Annotated in this window: 18 protein-coding genes and 1 tRNA gene; 12 read left to right on the top strand and 7 right to left on the bottom strand. The window is 39.4% G+C overall.

What is annotated here, in order from left to right; all coding sequences use genetic code 11:
- The first annotated feature begins 69 nt into the window (after nt 1-69).
- The 4 genes from dld (at nt 70) to FTU64_RS12670 (ending at nt 5074) form a co-directional block, all read left to right on the top strand.
- The gene (gene dld, locus FTU64_RS12655) at nt 70-1761 is read left to right on the top strand and encodes a D-lactate dehydrogenase (protein ID WP_180059897.1); all 1692 of its coding nucleotides are present in this window, start codon (nt 70-72) and stop codon (nt 1759-1761) included.
- Between the two features lie 182 nt (nt 1762-1943).
- Nucleotides 1944-3980 (top strand): NADPH-dependent 2,4-dienoyl-CoA reductase, encoded by a 2037-nt coding sequence (locus FTU64_RS12660; protein WP_180055960.1) that lies wholly within the window; start codon nt 1944-1946, stop codon nt 3978-3980.
- A gap of 87 nt (nt 3981-4067) precedes the next feature.
- Nucleotides 4068-4157: transfer RNA gene (locus FTU64_RS12665), tRNA-Ser, on the top strand.
- A 704-nt stretch (nt 4158-4861) separates the two neighbouring features.
- The gene (locus FTU64_RS12670; protein WP_078189132.1) at nt 4862-5074 is read left to right on the top strand and encodes a hypothetical protein; all 213 of its coding nucleotides are present in this window, start codon (nt 4862-4864) and stop codon (nt 5072-5074) included.
- Between the two features lie 59 nt (nt 5075-5133).
- Here FTU64_RS12670 and FTU64_RS12675 read toward each other — a convergent pair whose 3' ends face one another.
- The 5 genes from FTU64_RS12675 to FTU64_RS12695 form a co-directional block, all read right to left on the bottom strand.
- Nucleotides 5134-5427: a hypothetical protein gene (locus tag FTU64_RS12675; RefSeq protein ID WP_111885765.1), complete on the bottom strand. Its 294-nt coding sequence runs from the start codon at nt 5425-5427 to the stop codon at nt 5134-5136.
- Between the two features lie 166 nt (nt 5428-5593).
- Complete coding sequence (locus tag FTU64_RS12680) at nt 5594-5950, bottom strand: hypothetical protein (RefSeq protein WP_180008268.1); 357 nt, start codon at nt 5948-5950, stop codon at nt 5594-5596.
- A 217-nt stretch (nt 5951-6167) separates the two neighbouring features.
- Entirely contained in the window at nt 6168-6914 is a 747-nt protein-coding gene (locus FTU64_RS12685) for a hypothetical protein (protein WP_180055959.1), read from the bottom strand.
- A gap of 88 nt (nt 6915-7002) precedes the next feature.
- Nucleotides 7003-7701, bottom strand: a complete 699-nt coding sequence (locus FTU64_RS12690) for a 3'-5' exonuclease (RefSeq protein WP_180004204.1) — start codon at nt 7699-7701, stop codon at nt 7003-7005.
- An 89-nt stretch (nt 7702-7790) separates the two neighbouring features.
- Nucleotides 7791-8120 (bottom strand): hypothetical protein, encoded by a 330-nt coding sequence (locus FTU64_RS12695; protein ID WP_180008264.1) that lies wholly within the window; start codon nt 8118-8120, stop codon nt 7791-7793.
- Nucleotides 8121-8326: 206 nt separating this feature from the next.
- On the opposite strand from FTU64_RS12695, the gene FTU64_RS12700 reads away from it, so the two are divergent.
- The 5 genes from FTU64_RS12700 (at nt 8327) to FTU64_RS12720 (ending at nt 13558) form a co-directional block, all read left to right on the top strand.
- Entirely contained in the window at nt 8327-9550 is a 1224-nt protein-coding gene (locus tag FTU64_RS12700; RefSeq protein ID WP_180055958.1) for an alpha/beta fold hydrolase, read from the top strand.
- Between the two features lie 156 nt (nt 9551-9706).
- A complete protein-coding gene (glyA, locus tag FTU64_RS12705; RefSeq protein WP_111885761.1) occupies nt 9707-10960 on the top strand; it encodes a serine hydroxymethyltransferase in 1254 nt (417 codons plus the stop codon).
- A 161-nt stretch (nt 10961-11121) separates the two neighbouring features.
- Nucleotides 11122-11526: a nucleoside diphosphate kinase regulator gene (rnk, locus tag FTU64_RS12710; RefSeq protein WP_078192900.1), complete on the top strand. Its 405-nt coding sequence runs from the start codon at nt 11122-11124 to the stop codon at nt 11524-11526.
- A 247-nt stretch (nt 11527-11773) separates the two neighbouring features.
- Entirely contained in the window at nt 11774-12736 is a 963-nt protein-coding gene (locus FTU64_RS12715) for a TauD/TfdA family dioxygenase (protein WP_180009479.1), read from the top strand.
- Between the two features lie 117 nt (nt 12737-12853).
- A complete protein-coding gene (locus tag FTU64_RS12720) occupies nt 12854-13558 on the top strand; it encodes a Crp/Fnr family transcriptional regulator (RefSeq protein ID WP_180051207.1) in 705 nt (234 codons plus the stop codon).
- 62 nt (nt 13559-13620) lie between these two features.
- On the opposite strand, the gene FTU64_RS12725 is transcribed toward FTU64_RS12720, so the two are convergent.
- Nucleotides 13621-14109 (bottom strand): TIGR00645 family protein, encoded by a 489-nt coding sequence (locus tag FTU64_RS12725; protein ID WP_078189122.1) that lies wholly within the window; start codon nt 14107-14109, stop codon nt 13621-13623.
- A 327-nt stretch (nt 14110-14436) separates the two neighbouring features.
- Between FTU64_RS12725 and FTU64_RS12730 the strand changes: the two genes are divergently transcribed.
- The 3 genes from FTU64_RS12730 to FTU64_RS12740 are packed head-to-tail and all read left to right on the top strand — an operon-like array spanning nt 14437 to nt 17337.
- Complete coding sequence (locus FTU64_RS12730; RefSeq protein ID WP_078189121.1) at nt 14437-15228, top strand: tellurium resistance protein; 792 nt, start codon at nt 14437-14439, stop codon at nt 15226-15228.
- A 16-nt stretch (nt 15229-15244) separates the two neighbouring features.
- Entirely contained in the window at nt 15245-16375 is a 1131-nt protein-coding gene (locus FTU64_RS12735) for a toxic anion resistance protein (RefSeq protein WP_078189120.1), read from the top strand.
- Nucleotides 16376-16416: 41 nt separating this feature from the next.
- The gene (locus tag FTU64_RS12740; RefSeq protein WP_180059898.1) at nt 16417-17337 is read left to right on the top strand and encodes a hypothetical protein; all 921 of its coding nucleotides are present in this window, start codon (nt 16417-16419) and stop codon (nt 17335-17337) included.
- Nucleotides 17338-17424: 87 nt separating this feature from the next.
- On the opposite strand, the gene FTU64_RS12745 is transcribed toward FTU64_RS12740, so the two are convergent.
- Nucleotides 17425-18033: a DsbA family protein gene (locus FTU64_RS12745; protein ID WP_078192895.1), complete on the bottom strand. Its 609-nt coding sequence runs from the start codon at nt 18031-18033 to the stop codon at nt 17425-17427.
- Nucleotides 18034-18459: the final 426 nt, after the last annotated feature.

The following is an 18459-nucleotide window of genomic DNA, read 5'->3' on the forward strand; positions in this document are numbered from 1 at the left end:
TCATTGCACAACAATGCAATTCCTCTTTAGCGAGGAGAGAAAATATTGAAAATGGAAAATTCTACGAGCATGCAAACTCAATCATTACAAACCATTCAAAACCTCATCAACATCGTCGGTAAGCAACACGTTTTAACTGAAGATAAAGATACACGTTTATACCGCCAAGGTCGTCGTTACGGTGCAGGGAAAGTACTGGCTGTGGTTACACCGGGCTCATTACTTGAGCAATGGCATGTGTTGCAAGCGGCTGTGGATGCAAATTGTATTGTGATTATGCAAGCCGCCAATACTGGTTTGACAGGTGGTTCAACGCCTTTTGGTGATGACTATGACCGTCCTGTGGTGCTGATAAGTACTCGCCGTTTGGTTGGCATCCAAGTGATTAATGAAGGCAAGCAAGTGATTTGTCTACCGGGTGCAACATTAGACAAACTTGAAAAAGATTTGCTGCCATATAATCGTGAACCTCATTCGGTGATTGGTTCTTCTTGTATTGGCGCATCGGTTTTGGGCGGCGTATGCAATAACTCAGGGGGGGCTTTGGTACGCCGCGGTCCTGCCTATACAGAGCTTGCACTGTATGCACAAGTGAATGAGTCAGGTGAGTTAGAGTTGGTCAATCATCTAGGTGTCAATCTTGGCAATACGCCTGAAGAAATCCTCACAGCGCTGGAAAATAAAAATTATCAAATCAATGACATTGTGAATAATTCAAGTTGCTGTGCATCAGATCAACGCTACTCACATGATGTTAAACAAGTCGATGAAAATACACCTGCACGTTTTAATGCAGATCCGAGTCGACTATTTGAAGCATCAGGTTCAGCAGGTAAGGTCTGCGTCTTTGCAGTACGCTTAGATACCTTTGAAAAAATTCCTAGTCAGGTGTTTTATGTGGGAACCAATTCGCAAGATGACTTAACAGAAATTCGTCGTTTTCTATTAAAAGATCTTGCACGCCTCCCGATTGCGGGTGAGTACATTCATCGCGTGGCATACGATATTGGGGCTGAATATGGCAAAGACTCTTTTGTATTTATTGAAAAATTTGGCACTGCAAAAGTTCCTGCTGCTTTTGCCATGAAAGATAAAGTCGATGGCTATTTAGAAAAACTGGGCTTGCGAGGTTTGTCGGATAAAGTTTTACAACTCGTCACTAAATTTATACCGAATCATCTGCCAAAACGTATGAATGAATTTCGTGATTTATATGAGCATCATTTGATGATTCGTATTGAAAATCAGGATGTTGATCAAGTTGATGAGTATTTGAAAACGTATTTTTTAGATAAAACCTCAGGTAATTATTTTAAATGTACGGATGAAGAAGGAAGCAAGGCATTTTTACATCGTTTTGCGGTGGCAGGTGCTGCCATTCGTTATCGTGATACGCATCGTTCAGAAGTTGAAGATATAGTGGCTTTAGATATTGCATTACGTCGCAATGATCGTGAATGGGTGGAAACTTTGCCGAAAGCCATGGATGAGCAAATTATCCATAAACTTTATTATGGACATTTTCTCTGTCATGTTTTTCATCAAGATTATATTGTGAAAAAAGGTGTAGACCCTTTGGCAATGGAACATGCAATGTGGCATTTACTCGATGATCGTGGCGCTGAATATCCTGCGGAACACAATGTTGGACATTTGTATGTGGCGAAGCCTGCATTAAAAAATCATTATCAAAAGCTGGATCCGACTAATAGCTTTAATGTGGGGATTGGACAAACCAGCAAGCTGAAAAACTGGAAATAATGCTTTAAAAAACAACATGCCGTGATGTGAAAGTACACGGCTTTTTTTATGGTTAAAGGATTAATATATCCGGAGGTATTGACCATAAAGGCGAAGAATATTTTCTAAATTGTCATCCCAAAATATAAAAAAACCGCTAAAGTGTTATGCAACAAGTTGCAAAGCCAAAATAAGGATTCAGCATGACAACGACTAGCTATGCAAATATTTTAAAGCCTTTACATTTGGGTTTTACCACGATTAAAAACCGTGTCGTGATGGGGTCCATGCATAGTGGGCTGGAAGATCGTTTTTATAATTATCCTAAGCTTGCAGCTTATTTTGGTGAGCGTGCGAAAGGTGGTGTCGGCCTGATTATTACAGGCGGTATTTCGCCAAACCGTCAAGGTTGGCTGTTACCTGCTGGCGGTACCATGAATACGTTAGGTGATATCGCTCCGCATCGCTTGGTGACCCATGCCGTACATAAACATGGCGCCAAAATTTTAATGCAAATCTTGCATGCTGGGCGTTATGGCTATCAGCCTTTTGCAGTGTCAGCAAGTCCGATTAAATCTCCGATTTCACCGTTTAAACCGCGTCAATTAACGGACAAACAAATTCTTTCAACCATTGATGATTATGTCAAAACGGCAAGCCTTGCACATAAGGCCGGCTATGATGGTGTAGAAATTATGGGTTCAGAAGGCTACTTGCTGAATCAGTTTTTAAGCCGTCATGTCAACCAACGGACAGACCGTTGGGGTGGTGAAATTGAAAATCGTATGCGCCTTGCGGTTGATATTGTAAAATCAATACGTGCTGAAGTGGGTGAGAAATTTATTATCTGCTTCCGTTTGTCATTGCTTGATTTGGTTCATGATGGGAACACCATGGCAGAAGTCATTACTGTTGCTAAAGCATTGGAAGCAGCAGGTGTGACGTTATTGAACACGGGGATTGGTTGGCATGAAGCACGTATTCCGACAATTGTGACCTCAGTGCCTCGCGCAGCGTTTGTGGACTATACCGCTGAAGTCAAAAAACATGTTGCGATCCCTGTCATTGCGTCCAACCGTATCAATATGCCAGATACTGCTGAAGAAATTTTAGCTTCAGGCAAGGCGGATATGGTGCAGATGGCACGTCCATTCTTGGCAGATCCGTTTTGGGTAAATAAAACGGCGACCAACCGTGTCGATGAAATTAATACCTGTATTGCCTGTAACCAAGCCTGTTTAGATCATACTTTTAAAAATCAGCGTGCGACGTGTTTGGTCAACCCACGAGCGGCATATGAAACTGAATTGGTTTTTTTAAAGACCAAAAAACCGAAGCGTATTGCAGTCGTCGGTGGTGGCGTTGCTGGGATGTCTGCTGCAACGGTAGCGGCAAGCCGAGGCCATGCGGTGACACTATTTGAAGCTGGTGCAGAGGTAGGTGGTCAATTTAATTTGGCGAAAGTCGTTCCGGGCAAAGAAGAATTTCACGAAACGATTCGCTACTTTAAAGTTCAAATCGAAAAAACGGGTGTGGATTTGCGTTTAAATACGCGTGTAAACCGTGAACAGCTTGAACGTGAAGGGTTTGAGGAAGTTGTTATTGCAACAGGTGTGGTTCCTCGCAGCTTAAAAATTGAAGGTAGTGATGCACCGAATGTCTTGTCTTATGCAGAAGTGCTGAAAGGCGCAGCTGTGGGCAATAAAGTTGCTGTGATTGGTGCAGGCGGCATTGGCTTTGATGTATCTGAATTTTTACTCAAACCACCACATCAGCCACAACCAATGCCTTTAGCGGATTGGCAGCGGGAGTGGGGTGTTGATCCAAATCCAAACTACATAACAGAAGGTGGTATGCAGGCTGCTGAGCTCGAACCTCCTGTTCGTGAAATCTACTTATTACAACGTAAAACAACTGCAATTGGTGCTGGGTTAGGTAAAACATCAGGCTGGGTACATCGTGCACAATTAAAGAAAAATGCGGTTCGTATGCTGCGTGGTGTTCAATACAAAGCCATTACTGATGAAGGTCTTTGGGTTGAATATGAAGGGCATGATCAATTATTACGTGTAGATACGATTGTCGTTTGTGCAGGTCAGGAATCGGTAAAGCATTTGATGCCAGAACAGGGTGAGAAAACCCTTGCCAATTACCATATTATTGGTGGTGCAAAACTAGCAGCAGAGTTAGATGCAAAACGCGCAATACGTGAAGGTGCGGAGCTCGCGGCTAAACTTTAAGGATTTGGCGAAACAATATTCATTTGAAAGGTTTAGTTGTAATTTTTACTTGTCAGATGAATAAAACCTCCGTATTATGGCGCACATGGAAGCGTGGCAGAGCGGTTTAATGCACCGGTCTTGAAAACCGACGAGGGCGCGAGTCCTCCGTGAGTTCGAATCTCACCGCTTCCGCCATATTCAAAAAAGCCTCTGTAGTGATACAGAGGCTTTTTTTTGTCTTAGATTTTAATTTGAGACGGCAATCTTATTCATTAGTATTTTTAAGCAATGCTAAAAATGGATATCAGACTTAAAATTCAAGTCAGAAATTAATGCAAGGGTTGTCAAAGGTTGAATTAAAAGTAAGAGAAAAGAATGTTTATAGATTGATAGTGTTGAATTTATTTTTAATGGCCTATTTATTTAAATCTTTCACAAGCATTGGGCCGAGCTATGATCGCTTATTTTGAAAAAATATCAATTGTATTTTATTTGATCAAATGTTTAGAAGTGTCACGCCCCCTTGGCAAGGGGTAAAAAAGTGCTATATTTAAATCACGGTAGGTCATAAAACGACGCTACCAATAAGTTGGACGGATCAATGACAGCTCGTTGAGTTTAGTAATATTTAAGATGTTTTTGAATGTTACAAACAAGAAATCAGCACTAGCCTTCCAACATAGAGCCCGCAGCAATGCGGGCTTTTTAATGTCTTTCAAAATGTGAAAATATAGTGTTTTTGTCAAACAATAATTAAATAGTCAATCTATGTTATTGATATATATTTACTAAAGTAAAATAAGTTTACATTGCCATGAAATCTAACATTTACAAAGCAGGTTGTTGCGTAAAGGTGTGATATAAAAAATTCAATTATTAAAACAAGTAGAGACGTCACTATGACACAGATGATCGATATTAAAGTGAAAGACCAATTTAGTCAGGTTTATGAAGCACAAGCTTTGGTGCGTAATCCTTCAGAAGAAGATTCTCGAGCGCTATTTCATCGCATTGAACATATCATTATTGCAGGTGAAATCATCCTACCCAGTATCGAACTACTTTTTGAAAGTCAAAAATCGGACAGTATTTACAAGCTTTTAGAAGCTTAAATTGAATGAATAAAAAAAACTCACCTTATGGTGAGTTTTTTATTTTTAGAGACTGAAATTTAAGCTGTTTGATCTGCTTTAAATTGATTCAAAATATATGAAAGTAACTGATAGCGCGTCATCGGGTTGCTAGAAGACAGTTCAACGTCTTGTTTACGTACTTGGATTTCTTGAGTTAAAACCCCAGCTTGAAAACGTTGCACGATCATATGATCTTTCGATACATCATGGTCGGTCAGCACTAGTTTAGGGCCAAGGTGCAGATGTCCAATCGCATCTAGACATTGTTCTAGGCTGCTATATAGGTTGAAAAGGATGAGTGCCTGATCATTAGAATAATTGGCTAAATTCATTTTTATTATCCATGGTCAAAAATTATTGAGCAGGAATAGTGTATACGAATTGAGCAATAATAATCTGTATGGATTATTTTTCATTTAATGTCTGTCTAGCTAACTTTGGTTAAATCATTGAGACAGCTTAAATCTTTATGAAAAATAAGTTGGAATTCGCTTTAAATTAAAGCGGCTTGAATACCAATGGGACATCATAACGGGCAAATTCCTCAATGATACTGTTTAAAACCAATTGAGCTTGAGGTTCCGCTGCTGTAAAGGTGAGTTCTTGGTTCGTTTGGCTGTTGAAGCATTCGACTTGTTCTATACGCCAAATTGTTTCAATGGCGGTATTTTGAATGACCACTCGTCGAGGTTGTAATTCATCACTAATTTTTCGTGGCATGACATAGGTAATGGCCAATTGAACATTAGGCAATTCGTCTTGTGAGGTTAAGAAGGTAAATACCCAATTGCCAATTTTGCTGAGTTGCATAGGATTATCGAAAGAATCAAATTCTAAACAAAATTGTTGTGACATTGACATGCTCAAACGCTGGGAGGTCGGTTTTATTCTTGCGATTTTTTACTGTTGATTGACATTAGGGGAAGGTCGTATAAAACAGCAGTTAAAACCATAAAAGAAATAAGTGAATCGATAAAGTTAATAAAATTCAATTCTTTATATTGATATTTGTGAAGAATAACTCACCTCATTAAGTTGTTTTTTGAATGAGAAGTGAGGAAAAGTCTCTAAGTTAAACCAGTTGTTGCAGATTTTTTAGACTGTAATTAATTTGCTGTAATGCATGTTGTAAGAGTTTAGGTTGAATATTGGATTCATTTAGACAGGTTATCCATTGCATCTGACAGGCTTTTAATTCTGCAATGTCCGTGGCCTGTTGAATATTAAGCATTAATTTTTTTGCCATCAGCCCACAATAACGCTGTAAGTAACTGCACATAAAATTCTGTAACTCATCAAAATCGTGCTCGATGAAATCAACGGTTTTTTCTGGCAATACAGGATTGTTTGTTGTCGTAGTTTCAGGTGTGGATTGTGGGAATTGATGGGGTGTAGAGCCCATCGCATCCATTGGTAGGGAGGTCGTCAGTGCGTACTGTGTCTGAGTCTGAGGAACTTCCATTGTAGGCATTGAAAGTTCATTAAAAGTCACATGTTCTTGCGCTGTGAGATCAGATGCAAGGCTAAGGTTATTGAGATCGGACGTATTGCTAGGCGCTTTTTTAGGAGTATTAAAAGCAGAAAAATCGGATTTTTGAAGGCGTTGATGATCATGTGCTGTAATTGGCTGAATCAGCCCAAGTTCCATTAGTTGCTCGAGCAATGTCTCTTCAGCAATCCGCTGCTGATAATGCACTGGCATTTGGTTAAAGTCATCACTACCAATTAAGAGTAGCAGACGACGTTGTCTTGCATTTAATGCGAGCTGTCGGTCTTTTAAAGTTTGAAAACCCAGCTCAGTTTTTTGATAGTTGAACATGCCTTAATTCCATAGCTCAAAAGAATTAAGGCAATCCTATGCAGTGATAATGACAGTAATATTAAGAAAATATTAAACAATCAATGATTTATAGAGTAATGACAGCAGAGTTTTCTAAAGCTTTGCGCAAATAAGGGTCTAAGTCATCTTGACGTAATAGCCATTGCACATAGTCCGCAGGTAATTCTGCAATTGCGGTACCACGGTGTTTACCAAAATTAATACTGCGTGGAATGCGAGCATCTTCCGAAGCTTCGTATAATTCTTCGATGCTGTTGATTTTTAAGTGATGCACAATATGCATCAAAATATTGGCAGTTAAAATAATATCCATATCTGCGCGGTGAGCTTTACGGATCATTTCACGGGCTTTTTCACTGCCTTTGGTGATCATATATATCAAGGCAGAAATATTATGCGCTTCTGCATCAGGCCAAACACGACGAGCTAGCGCAAGGGTACAAATGGCTTTGATTTTTGAACTATCTACACCGCATTTTTCGAGCGCTCGAATATCGTAGTCGATATTATGCCCAATGATATATGTCGTCTCTGATGGGAGTTCAAAACTGCTGTAGTGGGGCTGACCTTCAAGATCTGATTCTAAAATATGATGAACAGCCATCGCTGCAAAAGAAATCGCTTCATCACAACGATATAGTTGATCAAAAATTTTAGATTTATCTAAGGTGATTTTGGCATCTGCCACCTGAATTGGAGCATAGGCAATCTCGATGGGTTGTCCATTTAGTGTATGGGTTTCTGTGTCGAGAATGATGGCTTGCATGTCCAGTTCCAGCATGTTGAATAATGTTTATGAATGTACATGATCACATCCATACTGACAAACCCATGCTGTGATTATTTGTAGGAATATTATGAAGATGGCTGCGCAGTGTTTAAATAATCTGCTTTTATCGCATCTGCCGAAATAAAACCTTTACAGCGGGACAAAGCTAAACCATCTTCTAAATCGACTTGTTTTAAAGGCTTTTGTCCATCTTGATATCCAAAAATGTCGCTAAGTGGATTAAGCACTAGAGTATGTTCACGATCAATGGCATGGTGGTTTTTCGGCTTTACTTTTGTGCATATGTTTGTGTAGTTGGCAGGGGGTACAGCATTTTTGTTGATTTTACATTTTGCTTTAACCTCCGAAAAATAGCCCAATCTGTATCCAATGATCAGAAATATAAGTTCAGCCATTTTTCTGAGATCGGGGTGGCTGATGTATTCGGATACTGTTGATTAATATCAAGTTAAAACAAAGTGTTAATTCAAGGTTATTTTAGTATATTAAAATAAGAGTAGTTGCTTAAAAATTAGGCTTGAACAAAAGTTTGTTCCATGTATTTAATGATTCATATTCAATGAAAAATTGACTTTAAAACAACAAACAAAATGATCATGGAATGAAAATGCTGCGTTTAACGGTTTTAGTCAGCAGTGCGCTATTTTTAGCAGCCTGCGGTAATGATAGTAATGACCAACAATTTAGTAACCCTGAAACAAACGCTGATCTCAATCAGATCAAAAATCCAGTGGTAACTACAACCGCCTATAGTCAAGACAATATGTCTGCTGTGAGTGCAGACAGCCGTTTGATGACCTATAAAATGCTAGGAGTAGATGGCAAAGTTGTTCAAGCCACAGCCTTAGTCTTTACCCCAAAAACTGTTGCTCCGGCAGGTGGTTGGAAAATTGTGGCTTGGGCACATGGAACGACCGGTGTGGCTGATAAATGCGCACCGAGCCGACAAGGTTTGCAAGGCACTGAATATTTATTGCAAATGTTATTGGCAAAAGGATATGTCGTTGTGGCACCTGATTATGAAGGATTAGGGGAACCTAGTGGACGTGAAAACCATCCTTATCTGAATCTAAAAAGTGAAGCCTTTTCGATTACCGATGCCGTTGTCGCTGCTCGAAGTTACTTAACCAGTCAAGGTAAAACGGTGTCGAAGGATTGGCTTTCGATCGGACATTCTCAAGGTGGTCAAGCCGTATTAGGTGCAGCTGAATTCGCATCGCGTGCTGACTTAAATTATAAGGGAACGATTGCCATAGCACCTGCAAATAATCTTGCGCTCATTCTTGACGCAGGCGAGAAGTTAGCAGTAGGTAAACCTGCAACTGTGCAAAGTATGATCTATGCACCTTTAGACAGTTTTACTGCGCAAATCATTGCCGGTATGCAAGGACATAAAAACAGTGTGGATTATTCAAAAGTATTTAGTGGACATTTGGCTGCGATTGCACCTCAAGCTGAAACAGTGTGTTCAGGTGAGTTAACCAAGTTAATTCAAGATGACATGCTCAGTTATGCGAGTCAGAACACGACTTTGGATAACTATGGACGCACGCAGTCAGATTTCTTAACTTTAAAGCCAATCCAAAACTTTATGAGTGAAGGTTCACAGCCTTTAACGACAGCGGTGAAAACGCCGATCATCATTTATCAAGGTAAAGCGGATCAGACCATTCCAGCAGATGCGACTAAATTTATGATTAGCCTGGCTAAGCCTGGAACATCAATTGACTATCGTGAGCAAGCGACAGCAGATCATATTAGTATTTATACCGATAATCTGGCAAATTTTGTGCAAGATGTAGAGACTCTCATGCCAAATCAATAAGTTGATTTGACTTAAATAGTGCTCGTGTACATTCAACACGGGCATTATTTATTTAAAAACAGCACAAACTTCCCTCTCTTATTTCTAAAACTTCATGCTACAATACGCGCCAATCTTAGCACGGCTTAAAAGCCCTAATTTAATAGGACCTCGCTAATGTTTGCCAACACCTCTATTGCTCAATTTGACCCTGAATTAGCTCAAGCGATCTCGAATGAAGATGCTCGCCAAGAAGCGCACATTGAGTTAATCGCTTCAGAAAACTACTGTTCACCTGCAGTAATGGAAGCTCAAGGTTCAAAACTTACTAACAAATATGCAGAAGGCTACCCTGGTAAACGCTACTATGGCGGTTGCGAGTATGTAGACGTGATCGAACAATTGGCCATTGACCGTGCTAAAGAATTGTTTGGTGCAGATTATGCAAACGTTCAACCACACGCTGGTTCACAAGCAAACTCTGCAGTTTACCTTGCGCTACTTAACCCAGGCGATACAGTTTTAGGTATGAGCTTGGCTCACGGTGGTCACTTGACTCACGGTGCTAAAGTTAGCTTCTCTGGTAAAACTTACAACGCAATTCAATACGGTTTGAACCCAGAAACTGGCGAAATCGACTATGAAGAAGTTGAACGTTTAGCTGAAGAACACAAGCCAAAAATGATCGTGGCTGGTTTCTCTGCGTATAGCCAAGTTGTTGATTGGCAACGTTTCCGAGATATCGCGGACAAAGTTGGTGCTTACTTATTCGTAGATATGGCTCACGTAGCTGGTCTTGTTGCTGCTGGTGTTTACCCAAGCCCAGTACAAATTGCTGACGTAACAACAACGACTACTCATAAAACACTTCGTGGTCCACGTTCTGGTTTAATCCTTGCGAAAGCAAACGAAGAAATCGAGAAAAAATTACAATCAGCTGTATTCCCAGGTAACCAAGGTGGTCCTTTAGTTCACGCTGTAGCGGCTAAAGCGATCTGCTTCAAAGAAGCAATGGCGCCTGAATATAAAGCTTACCAACAACAAGTTGTTAAGAATGCGCAAGCAATGGCTGAAGTTCTAATCGAACGTGGTTATGATGTTGTTTCTGGCGGTACTAAGAACCATTTGTTCTTATTATCTTTAATTAAACAAGACATTACTGGTAAAGATGCCGATGCTTGGTTAGGTGCTGCTCACATTACTGTGAACAAAAACTCAGTACCAAACGATCCACGTTCTCCATTCGTGACTTCTGGTATCCGGATCGGTACTCCTGCTGTAACAACACGTGGTTTTGGCGAAGCTGAAGTACGTGACCTTGCAGGCTGGATCGCTGACGTTCTAGACAGCAAAGGTGACGAAGCTGTGATTGCTGCAGTGAAAGAAAAAGTTGCTGCTGTTTGCGCTAAATTCCCAGTTTACGCAAAATAAAACAGACTTGAGAAAAGCCCCCTCAAGGGGGCTTTTTTTATGTCATCAGAAAAATTCAAAAGTTATCTAAACATTTATATTTCTGATATAACGGAATAAGAGATAACAAAAAATTTGCCCATCGCTATAGATCTGTTGGCAAGGTCGCAAAGGAACTTTATATGAAAAAACCCAATATTATTCTTTCAGAACAAGATTTACATCGCTTAGAAACCATGTTGGAGCATCAGTCTAAGTTGACGCCGACGATGGAGCATTTGGAAGATGAGATGGCGCGCGCTGAAGTGGTTGCTCCACAAGATGTCCCTGCCAATGTGGTGAGTATGAATGCCAAAGTTCTCATTAACATTGCACCTGCGACAGAAGCAACCGAAATTACACTGGTCTATCCACATGATTTTCGTGGCGATAAAGGTCAAGTCAATGTTTTGGCTCCAGTGGGCGCTGCCATTTTAGGTTTGGCTGAAGGGCAGGAAATAGAATGGCCGCAGCCTGATGGTCATACCATGAAAGTCAAAATCATTAAAGTGCTCTATCAACCTGAGCGTGAAGGGAATTATCTATAATTCCGCTGCGATGTACAGATAAATTCCGCACACAAAGCCATCGATACCGATGGCTTTTTTATTTTTTCTTTATTGCATTTTTAGATATGAAATGTGTAAATGTTGTTAAGCAGATTTCATTACAACCATAGCAGTTTAACTTGGGAAAACTGTCAAATAATTGACAGAGTCATGGGCACGAAGTCGGCACACTTTATTTCAACAACACCATCGTTGCTTAATAATTTGAAGAATAAGGTAGAGCCCTATGACACAATTAGAATCGAATCATTACAATCCAGACTATCAATATCAGCATATTGAAGTAAAACCTGTAACCGGTCGTATTGGTGCCGAAATTTCTGGCATTCAGTTGTCTGGAAGTTTAGACAAAAGCGTGGTCGATGAATTTAATCATGCACTATTAAAATATAAAGTTGTATTTGTGCGTGGGCAGCAAGATCTCACCGATTTAGAACAAGAAGCCTTTGCACGACTTTTAGGAAATCCGTTGAATCACCCAAGTGTGCCACTCAAAGATGGTACAGCACATACGTTGTCAATTGACTCACGTGGTGGGCGCGCAGATTCATGGCATACCGATATTACATTTTTACCCAATTATCCCAAAGCCACAATTTTAAGAAATGTAGTTGCACCTGAACATGGTGGCGATACAGTTTGGGCCAATACCGTGACGGCTTATGAAGATTTAAGTCCGGAGCTGCAAAAACTGGCGGAACAATTACGCGCGGTGCATAGTAATAGTTATGACTATGCGACTCCCAAAGGTCAGTACAATGAAGAAGGTCGCCATTTATTCCGTACCGCGGTAGAAGTGGAAACCGAGCATCCATTGGTGCGTGTACATCCTGAAACAGGTGAAAAAAGTTTGGTTTTAGGTCACTTCTTTAAACGCTTCAGTGGATATAGTCCGGCACAGTCACGTCGTTTATTTAAACTGTTTCAAGAGCAAATCGTGCAATGGGAAAATATTGTGCGTTGGCGCTGGGCGGTTGGTGATGTTGCCATTTGGGACAATCGTGCAACGCAGCATCGTGCCATCAATGACTATGGTGATGAGTTACGTATCGCCTCACGTGTCACCATTGAGGGTGATGTACCTGTCGATGTAAATGGTCAGCCGAGTACTGTACTGAAAAATATTCAAAACACCGATATTTCAAACTTGCGTTCAGAAGCAGGCCGTATTTATGAGAAAGCATCTTAAGTATGAGAGCGTCATTTAAAACAGCATAAAAACAGATAAATAATGCGAAAAACAATGGTTTTACATTTTTAAGCACTTGCCTAAGATCAATGAGATCTTAGGCATTTTTTTATAGACGTGAGCGATCAAAAGAACACCGCCCAACAGCATTTGTTGCAAATTTTACGTAATGAAGACATCTTTCAGGGCTTTAGCGATCAGACTTTAGAACAGCTTGTGCAACAGGTGAAATATTCACGGTTTCATGCGCAGCAGCACATCTTAAAACAACAACAAATCGTGCAAGATATTTATATTTTGCTTTCAGGTACGCTACAAATTGGTTGGTTGCAAAATAATGGTGAATTGATTGTCAATGATTATATTCGTCGCCAGTCGGTATTTAATTTTGTCGCACTCTTACAACAAAAGCCTTTGAATTATGATTATTTTGCTGCGACACACGTCGAGGTGGCAATCATTTCTGGAACAAGGTTTTTAGCAGTTTTACAGCGTGATCCGAAGGCGCTTTGGAATGTCGTGCAATCTCTCAGTCGACGCATGTATTTGATGTTTGAGCATAATCGTTATTTGCGAACGGCAACGCTAGAGCAGCGTATTGCTAGACATTTGATTCGACTCTATGAGCAATATGGATGTCGGCAGGAAATTCCTTTGAGACTCAGTCAGCAGGAATTTGCAGAGTCTTTTAATATTTCACGCCAAACGTTGAATAAACATCTGCAGCAATTTGTCCAAACACAAGTGATCGCGTGGAATTATGGACAAATCGTGATATTGGATCTTGAGCGTTTAAGGCAAATGAGTGAACTAGATGAATAACTAGATTTAAAATTTGACGAGAAGCCATGATCGCAAATGGCTTCATTGGACTTGTTTTTAGATTAGTGCTTACTGATTTTATCCAAATATCCCATCATAAAAGCAGAAAAAACAAAGGTTAAATGCATGATGATGTACCACATGATTTTGTCATTAGGGATGTTTTTCGCATCCATAAAAATACGTAATAAATGAATCGAAGAAATTGCCACGATTGATGCTGCAACTTTGAGTTTTAATGAATTGGCATCCATGGTGCCGAGCCAGTTCAAGCGATTGGTCGATTCATTAATTTTTAATTGCGAAACAAAGTTTTCATAGCCTGAAAACATCACCATTACAATCAGTCCGCCCACCATAGTCATATCTACCAAAGAGAGGATGACTAAAATCAGGTCAGCTTCTGAATATTCTAAAATATGCGGAAGGACATGAATGACTTCTTGGAAAAATTTAATCGCGAGCAGTAACAGTGCAAAGGATAAACCAAAGTACACGGGAGCCAGAATCCAACGTGCTGCATACATTGTGTTATGGAAAAAACGTTCCATTTAAGCCTCTAAAATTATTGATCTAATATTTGGTTCTAAGGTATATGAATTAAATTTTACGATAATTTTGATAATAATTCATGTAGAGTCAGTTGTTTAATTTAAATCTAGATTGAATCTTTGGGTGTCTTAAGCTTGAATTCATCTGTGTAGGTCATCATATCCGTTGAAATGATGCTGTATGGCTGCTTTGGCGGATCTATATGCAACGGTTGAATTTGATGGCGAAATTTGACTGATGAAATAGATGTATTTTTTGCAAAATACTACAAGACTTTTATGGCAAAACTTGTAGTATAAAAATGATTTTATTGAGTTTAATTGGCTATGTCACAAATTGATGTATTGGTGCCGTTAAAGGATATTACGGTAGATCGGGCGGAAGTGCTTTCGATTAAGCGGAATGACCTTGTGCCATTACTGACCGATCAATATCGTCTAAATCATTATGCAGATCAATTAATTCAAGCACAGTCGGTACTGCTAGATGGTGTTGACCCTCAGTTGACGAAGCAACTTAGTCAAACCATTGAGCAGTTGATTCAAGCCTTAGCCAATTCAAAAAAATATTTAAAAACACGCAAATTTAATGCCTTGCAAAAATGGTTAGGCATTGATTTGGAGTACGGTTCAGGACAAGTTGAATATTATAAAAATTTGGATCAATTGCTTGATCGGGCAAATCATCTGAGCCAAAAATTACAGTTAGAAATTCAAAAGTCCCAAGCACGTTTTAATCAATTACAGGGTTTACGTGAGCAAATGGCGCGCTATATCGTCGCGGCTGAAGAATTTTTGCTGGAATACCCACAGTTTGTTAAAAATCAGCATCCGCTTGATAACTTTGCAGAACGCTTATCGAAAAAGGTGAATACGTTGCAAACCTTACAAGCCAGTAATGATATTGCAATTACACAAATGCAGCTTTCTCAGCAGCTTTCTTTTGGTTTATTAGATCGATATAAGGAAGCTCAGCAAGTGTTGATTCCGGCATGGCAATATCATGTGAAACAAAGTCGTCAAAGTAACTCGACAAGTTCATTGGAAAAGCTTGATAATAGCCGTGAAAATTTGATTAAAACTTTAAAAAAATCATTAGAGAATTCCTCTAAGTCTTAGAAATATAAGGTGAGTTATGACCGATTTAGATGCCAAAAATTTACCCGTTGAAGTAAGTAAAGAATTGACTGAAGAAAAGTTTCAGCAACTCAATTTACAGGAAATTGGCTTACAAACTTCCGATTTTCACGAAGTCGAAGCTGCACGTAAGGAATTGGCAGATTTAAGTCATAATAGTGTTGCCGAATATGGTAAAAACATTGCCACCAAGACGTCGACCTATACCGATGAATTATTAAATTTGGTGCAAAATAAAGATCTGGATGCGACAGGTCAAAAGCTCAATCAGGTGGTACAAGTCGCACAGCAATTGAATACCACGAGCATTTTAAATAAATCGAAAAGCTCAGGATTTTTTGGTGGTTTACTGAGTAAATTTAAAGGTGCCAAGCAAAGTTTTGATCAGCACTTTAATACCACTAAAGAGCAAATTGATGCTTTAGTTAAAGAAATTGAAACTTCGCAAAATGGCTTAAAAGCGCGTGTAAATACCTTAGATAAAATGTTTGAAGGCGTACAAGACGAATATAAACAATTAGGTGTGTATATCGCCGCAGGTAAGTTGAAAGAGCAGGAAATCCAACAGGAAATTGCAAGTTTAACTACCCAAGTTCAAGATCAAACCACTACGCAAAAAGTCTATGACCTCAATCATTTGGCCAATAATCTTGAAAAACGAGTGAGTGATCTACAGATCTTGCAACAATCTGCCATGCAGACCTTACCGATGATTCGCATTATTCAATCCAATAATTTGATGTTGGTCGATAAGTTTTATGCAATCAAAAACATCACATTACCAGCATGGAAAAACCAAATTAGTTTGGCGATTTCATTGCAAGAACAAAAGAACAGCGTGCAATTGGCAAATAGCATTGATGATGCGACCAATGACCTGTTAAAACGCAATGCAGATTTGTTGCATCAAAATTCTGTCGATACAGCAAAAGCCAATCAGCGTTCAGTGATTGATATCGAAACACTTGAACATGTGCAAAATACCCTCATTAAAACCGTTAATGATGTGATTCAAATTCAGAAAGAAGGTGTACAAAAGCGTGAAGAAGCGACGACACGTATTCGTGCCTTACAAAACAATTTGAATCATTTAGTGATTGAATCGAGTGGTTCAAACCCTTCTTCATAAACGGTGAGGGAGGTGAAAATATAATCTGAAGGAGTATGTCTTTGCCTCCCATTGATGAATATGCGCTAAATCCGCAGCAACTGGAAACAGGGCTTCAAACCATTAAGAAGCGTCAACGCAATTTGACGTTATTGACCTTAACCAGTGTTTCTGTGCTGATCGTTTCAGCTGTGATGTTGTTTATTCAGCATGATATGGTTTATAGCTTTTTTGGCCTAAGTTCTAGCGTACAGCAACTGCATATTCCCGTCAGTGCAGGTGATTTGACATATCAACTTGGTGAGTCCTCCGACTATTTTTTAAACTTTTTATCCTTTATTGGTTGGTTATTTCTCAAACTCATCGTTTCATTTATTGGCGCATTTTTCTTGGTTGGATTTCTAAGGAAATTTCAATTTTTTAGAATTCGCTTCCAATCATTTGTATTGAAATTTGTCGGCTGGATTTTATCGTTTATCGTGCTTTGGTCAGGCTTAACTTATGTGCAATATGACCTTAATCATGATGACCGTGCAGCAGATCAAAAATTGGTACATTATGAAAAAAATATTCAAGAAAGCCAGCTGGCTTTCGAGATGGAAGATGCACAATTGGCAAAACCCGTGCAAGCCTATTTACTTGCACAAGCTGCTTTGATGCATAAGCCTGTAGATCGTGCGACAGCAATTCCTTTGGTGCAATCCTTAATCAATGCCGAGCAACAAAATCCAGCAAAATTCCGTGAATACGGTTTTCAGCCTGAACAGCTCTGGGCGATGCAAAATCAGCTATTTGATAAAACCATGACACCGATGGCGCAAAGCGTGGAAAAACAAGTTCAGCAAGCCAATGTAGTAGAAGTTGTTGTACGTTGGGTGTTGATCGTCGTGATGGTACTCACACTGGTTTTGAGCTTAATTTTGTATCTACTATCTCAGCAGTTCAAATCACGGATAAATCGAATTGAGCAGGGACTTCATTAACACGCCTATTTTCTTTTTAGATCATTGCATTACTCAGAATAAAAATCCCCATCACATTGTATGGGGATTTTTTGATATTGGGGTAGATTAACTTGCGCGATGAAAAAGTTGTCGGAGTTCCTGTGTAGAAAAAGTCTGATCATTCACTTCGCCATCCACGAGGTAAAAAGGAATGGGGTGCTGTCCCTTTGATTTTACATACTGTGTAATTTCATGCTGACGGTCTGCAATATCTTTATGTTGAATTGAGCGCAGTACTTTTGAGCCATCTAAACCAATGCCTTCAATGATGCTTTTTAAAACGTGAATATCAGCAATATTTTGACCGTGTGCAAATAATGCATGGAATAGGGCTTGGGTCAGGGCATATTGGTCCAGAATATTGTCCAAGGCCAATATAGCTTGATGTGCCAGTTGACTGTTTGGCATACGTTTCATGTGTTCAATATTGACAATCACATCTTCGCTATAAGCGGCAAACTTTGTCATTTCGAGTTTTCGATTTGCGGCACTCGCGCCATACTTATCGGTTAAATACTGCAGCACATCTAAGCCTTGTTCAGGAATTTCAGGAACACGCTGAATCGGCAATAGCTCTACACGCGTTGCGGTATGTTCATTCCAGTTTTGCTTCAACTTTTGAAACGCCACATAACTCATGGGATAAACAATATCAAAGACAAATTCAATTTTCATTATTCTGCTCACTGTTGATTTTTATACATGTAGATCGATGGCTGATTGATGCAAGGAATAGATTGCGGCTTTATTGATGGATCTCAAAAGCAGTCAAATCACCTGATATTTCATTTGATTTAATGCCGACTTGCTGAAATGAAACTTAAAGCTTTATAAAGATTTTGTAATTGATCAGGGCGTGCGTTGGGTCTTGTATAGGGTTGGTGTAATTTCAATAAAAAATTAAAAAATGAGGGATTTATCACGATATGTGTGTACGAAATAAATCATTTTAATGTTAATATACGTCCATATATTTATGATTTAGAAAGAAATTTAATCATTTGATTTGTAAAACCGATTAATTTTATAAAAACAAACCGTTTCACCTATTTAATGGTTTGTTCTATCATTCTCTCATCAAATAAATTTACTCCTCTGGAG

This window comes from Acinetobacter sp. YH12128, assembly GCF_013418655.1.
GTDB lineage: Bacteria > Pseudomonadota > Gammaproteobacteria > Pseudomonadales > Moraxellaceae > Acinetobacter > Acinetobacter amyesii.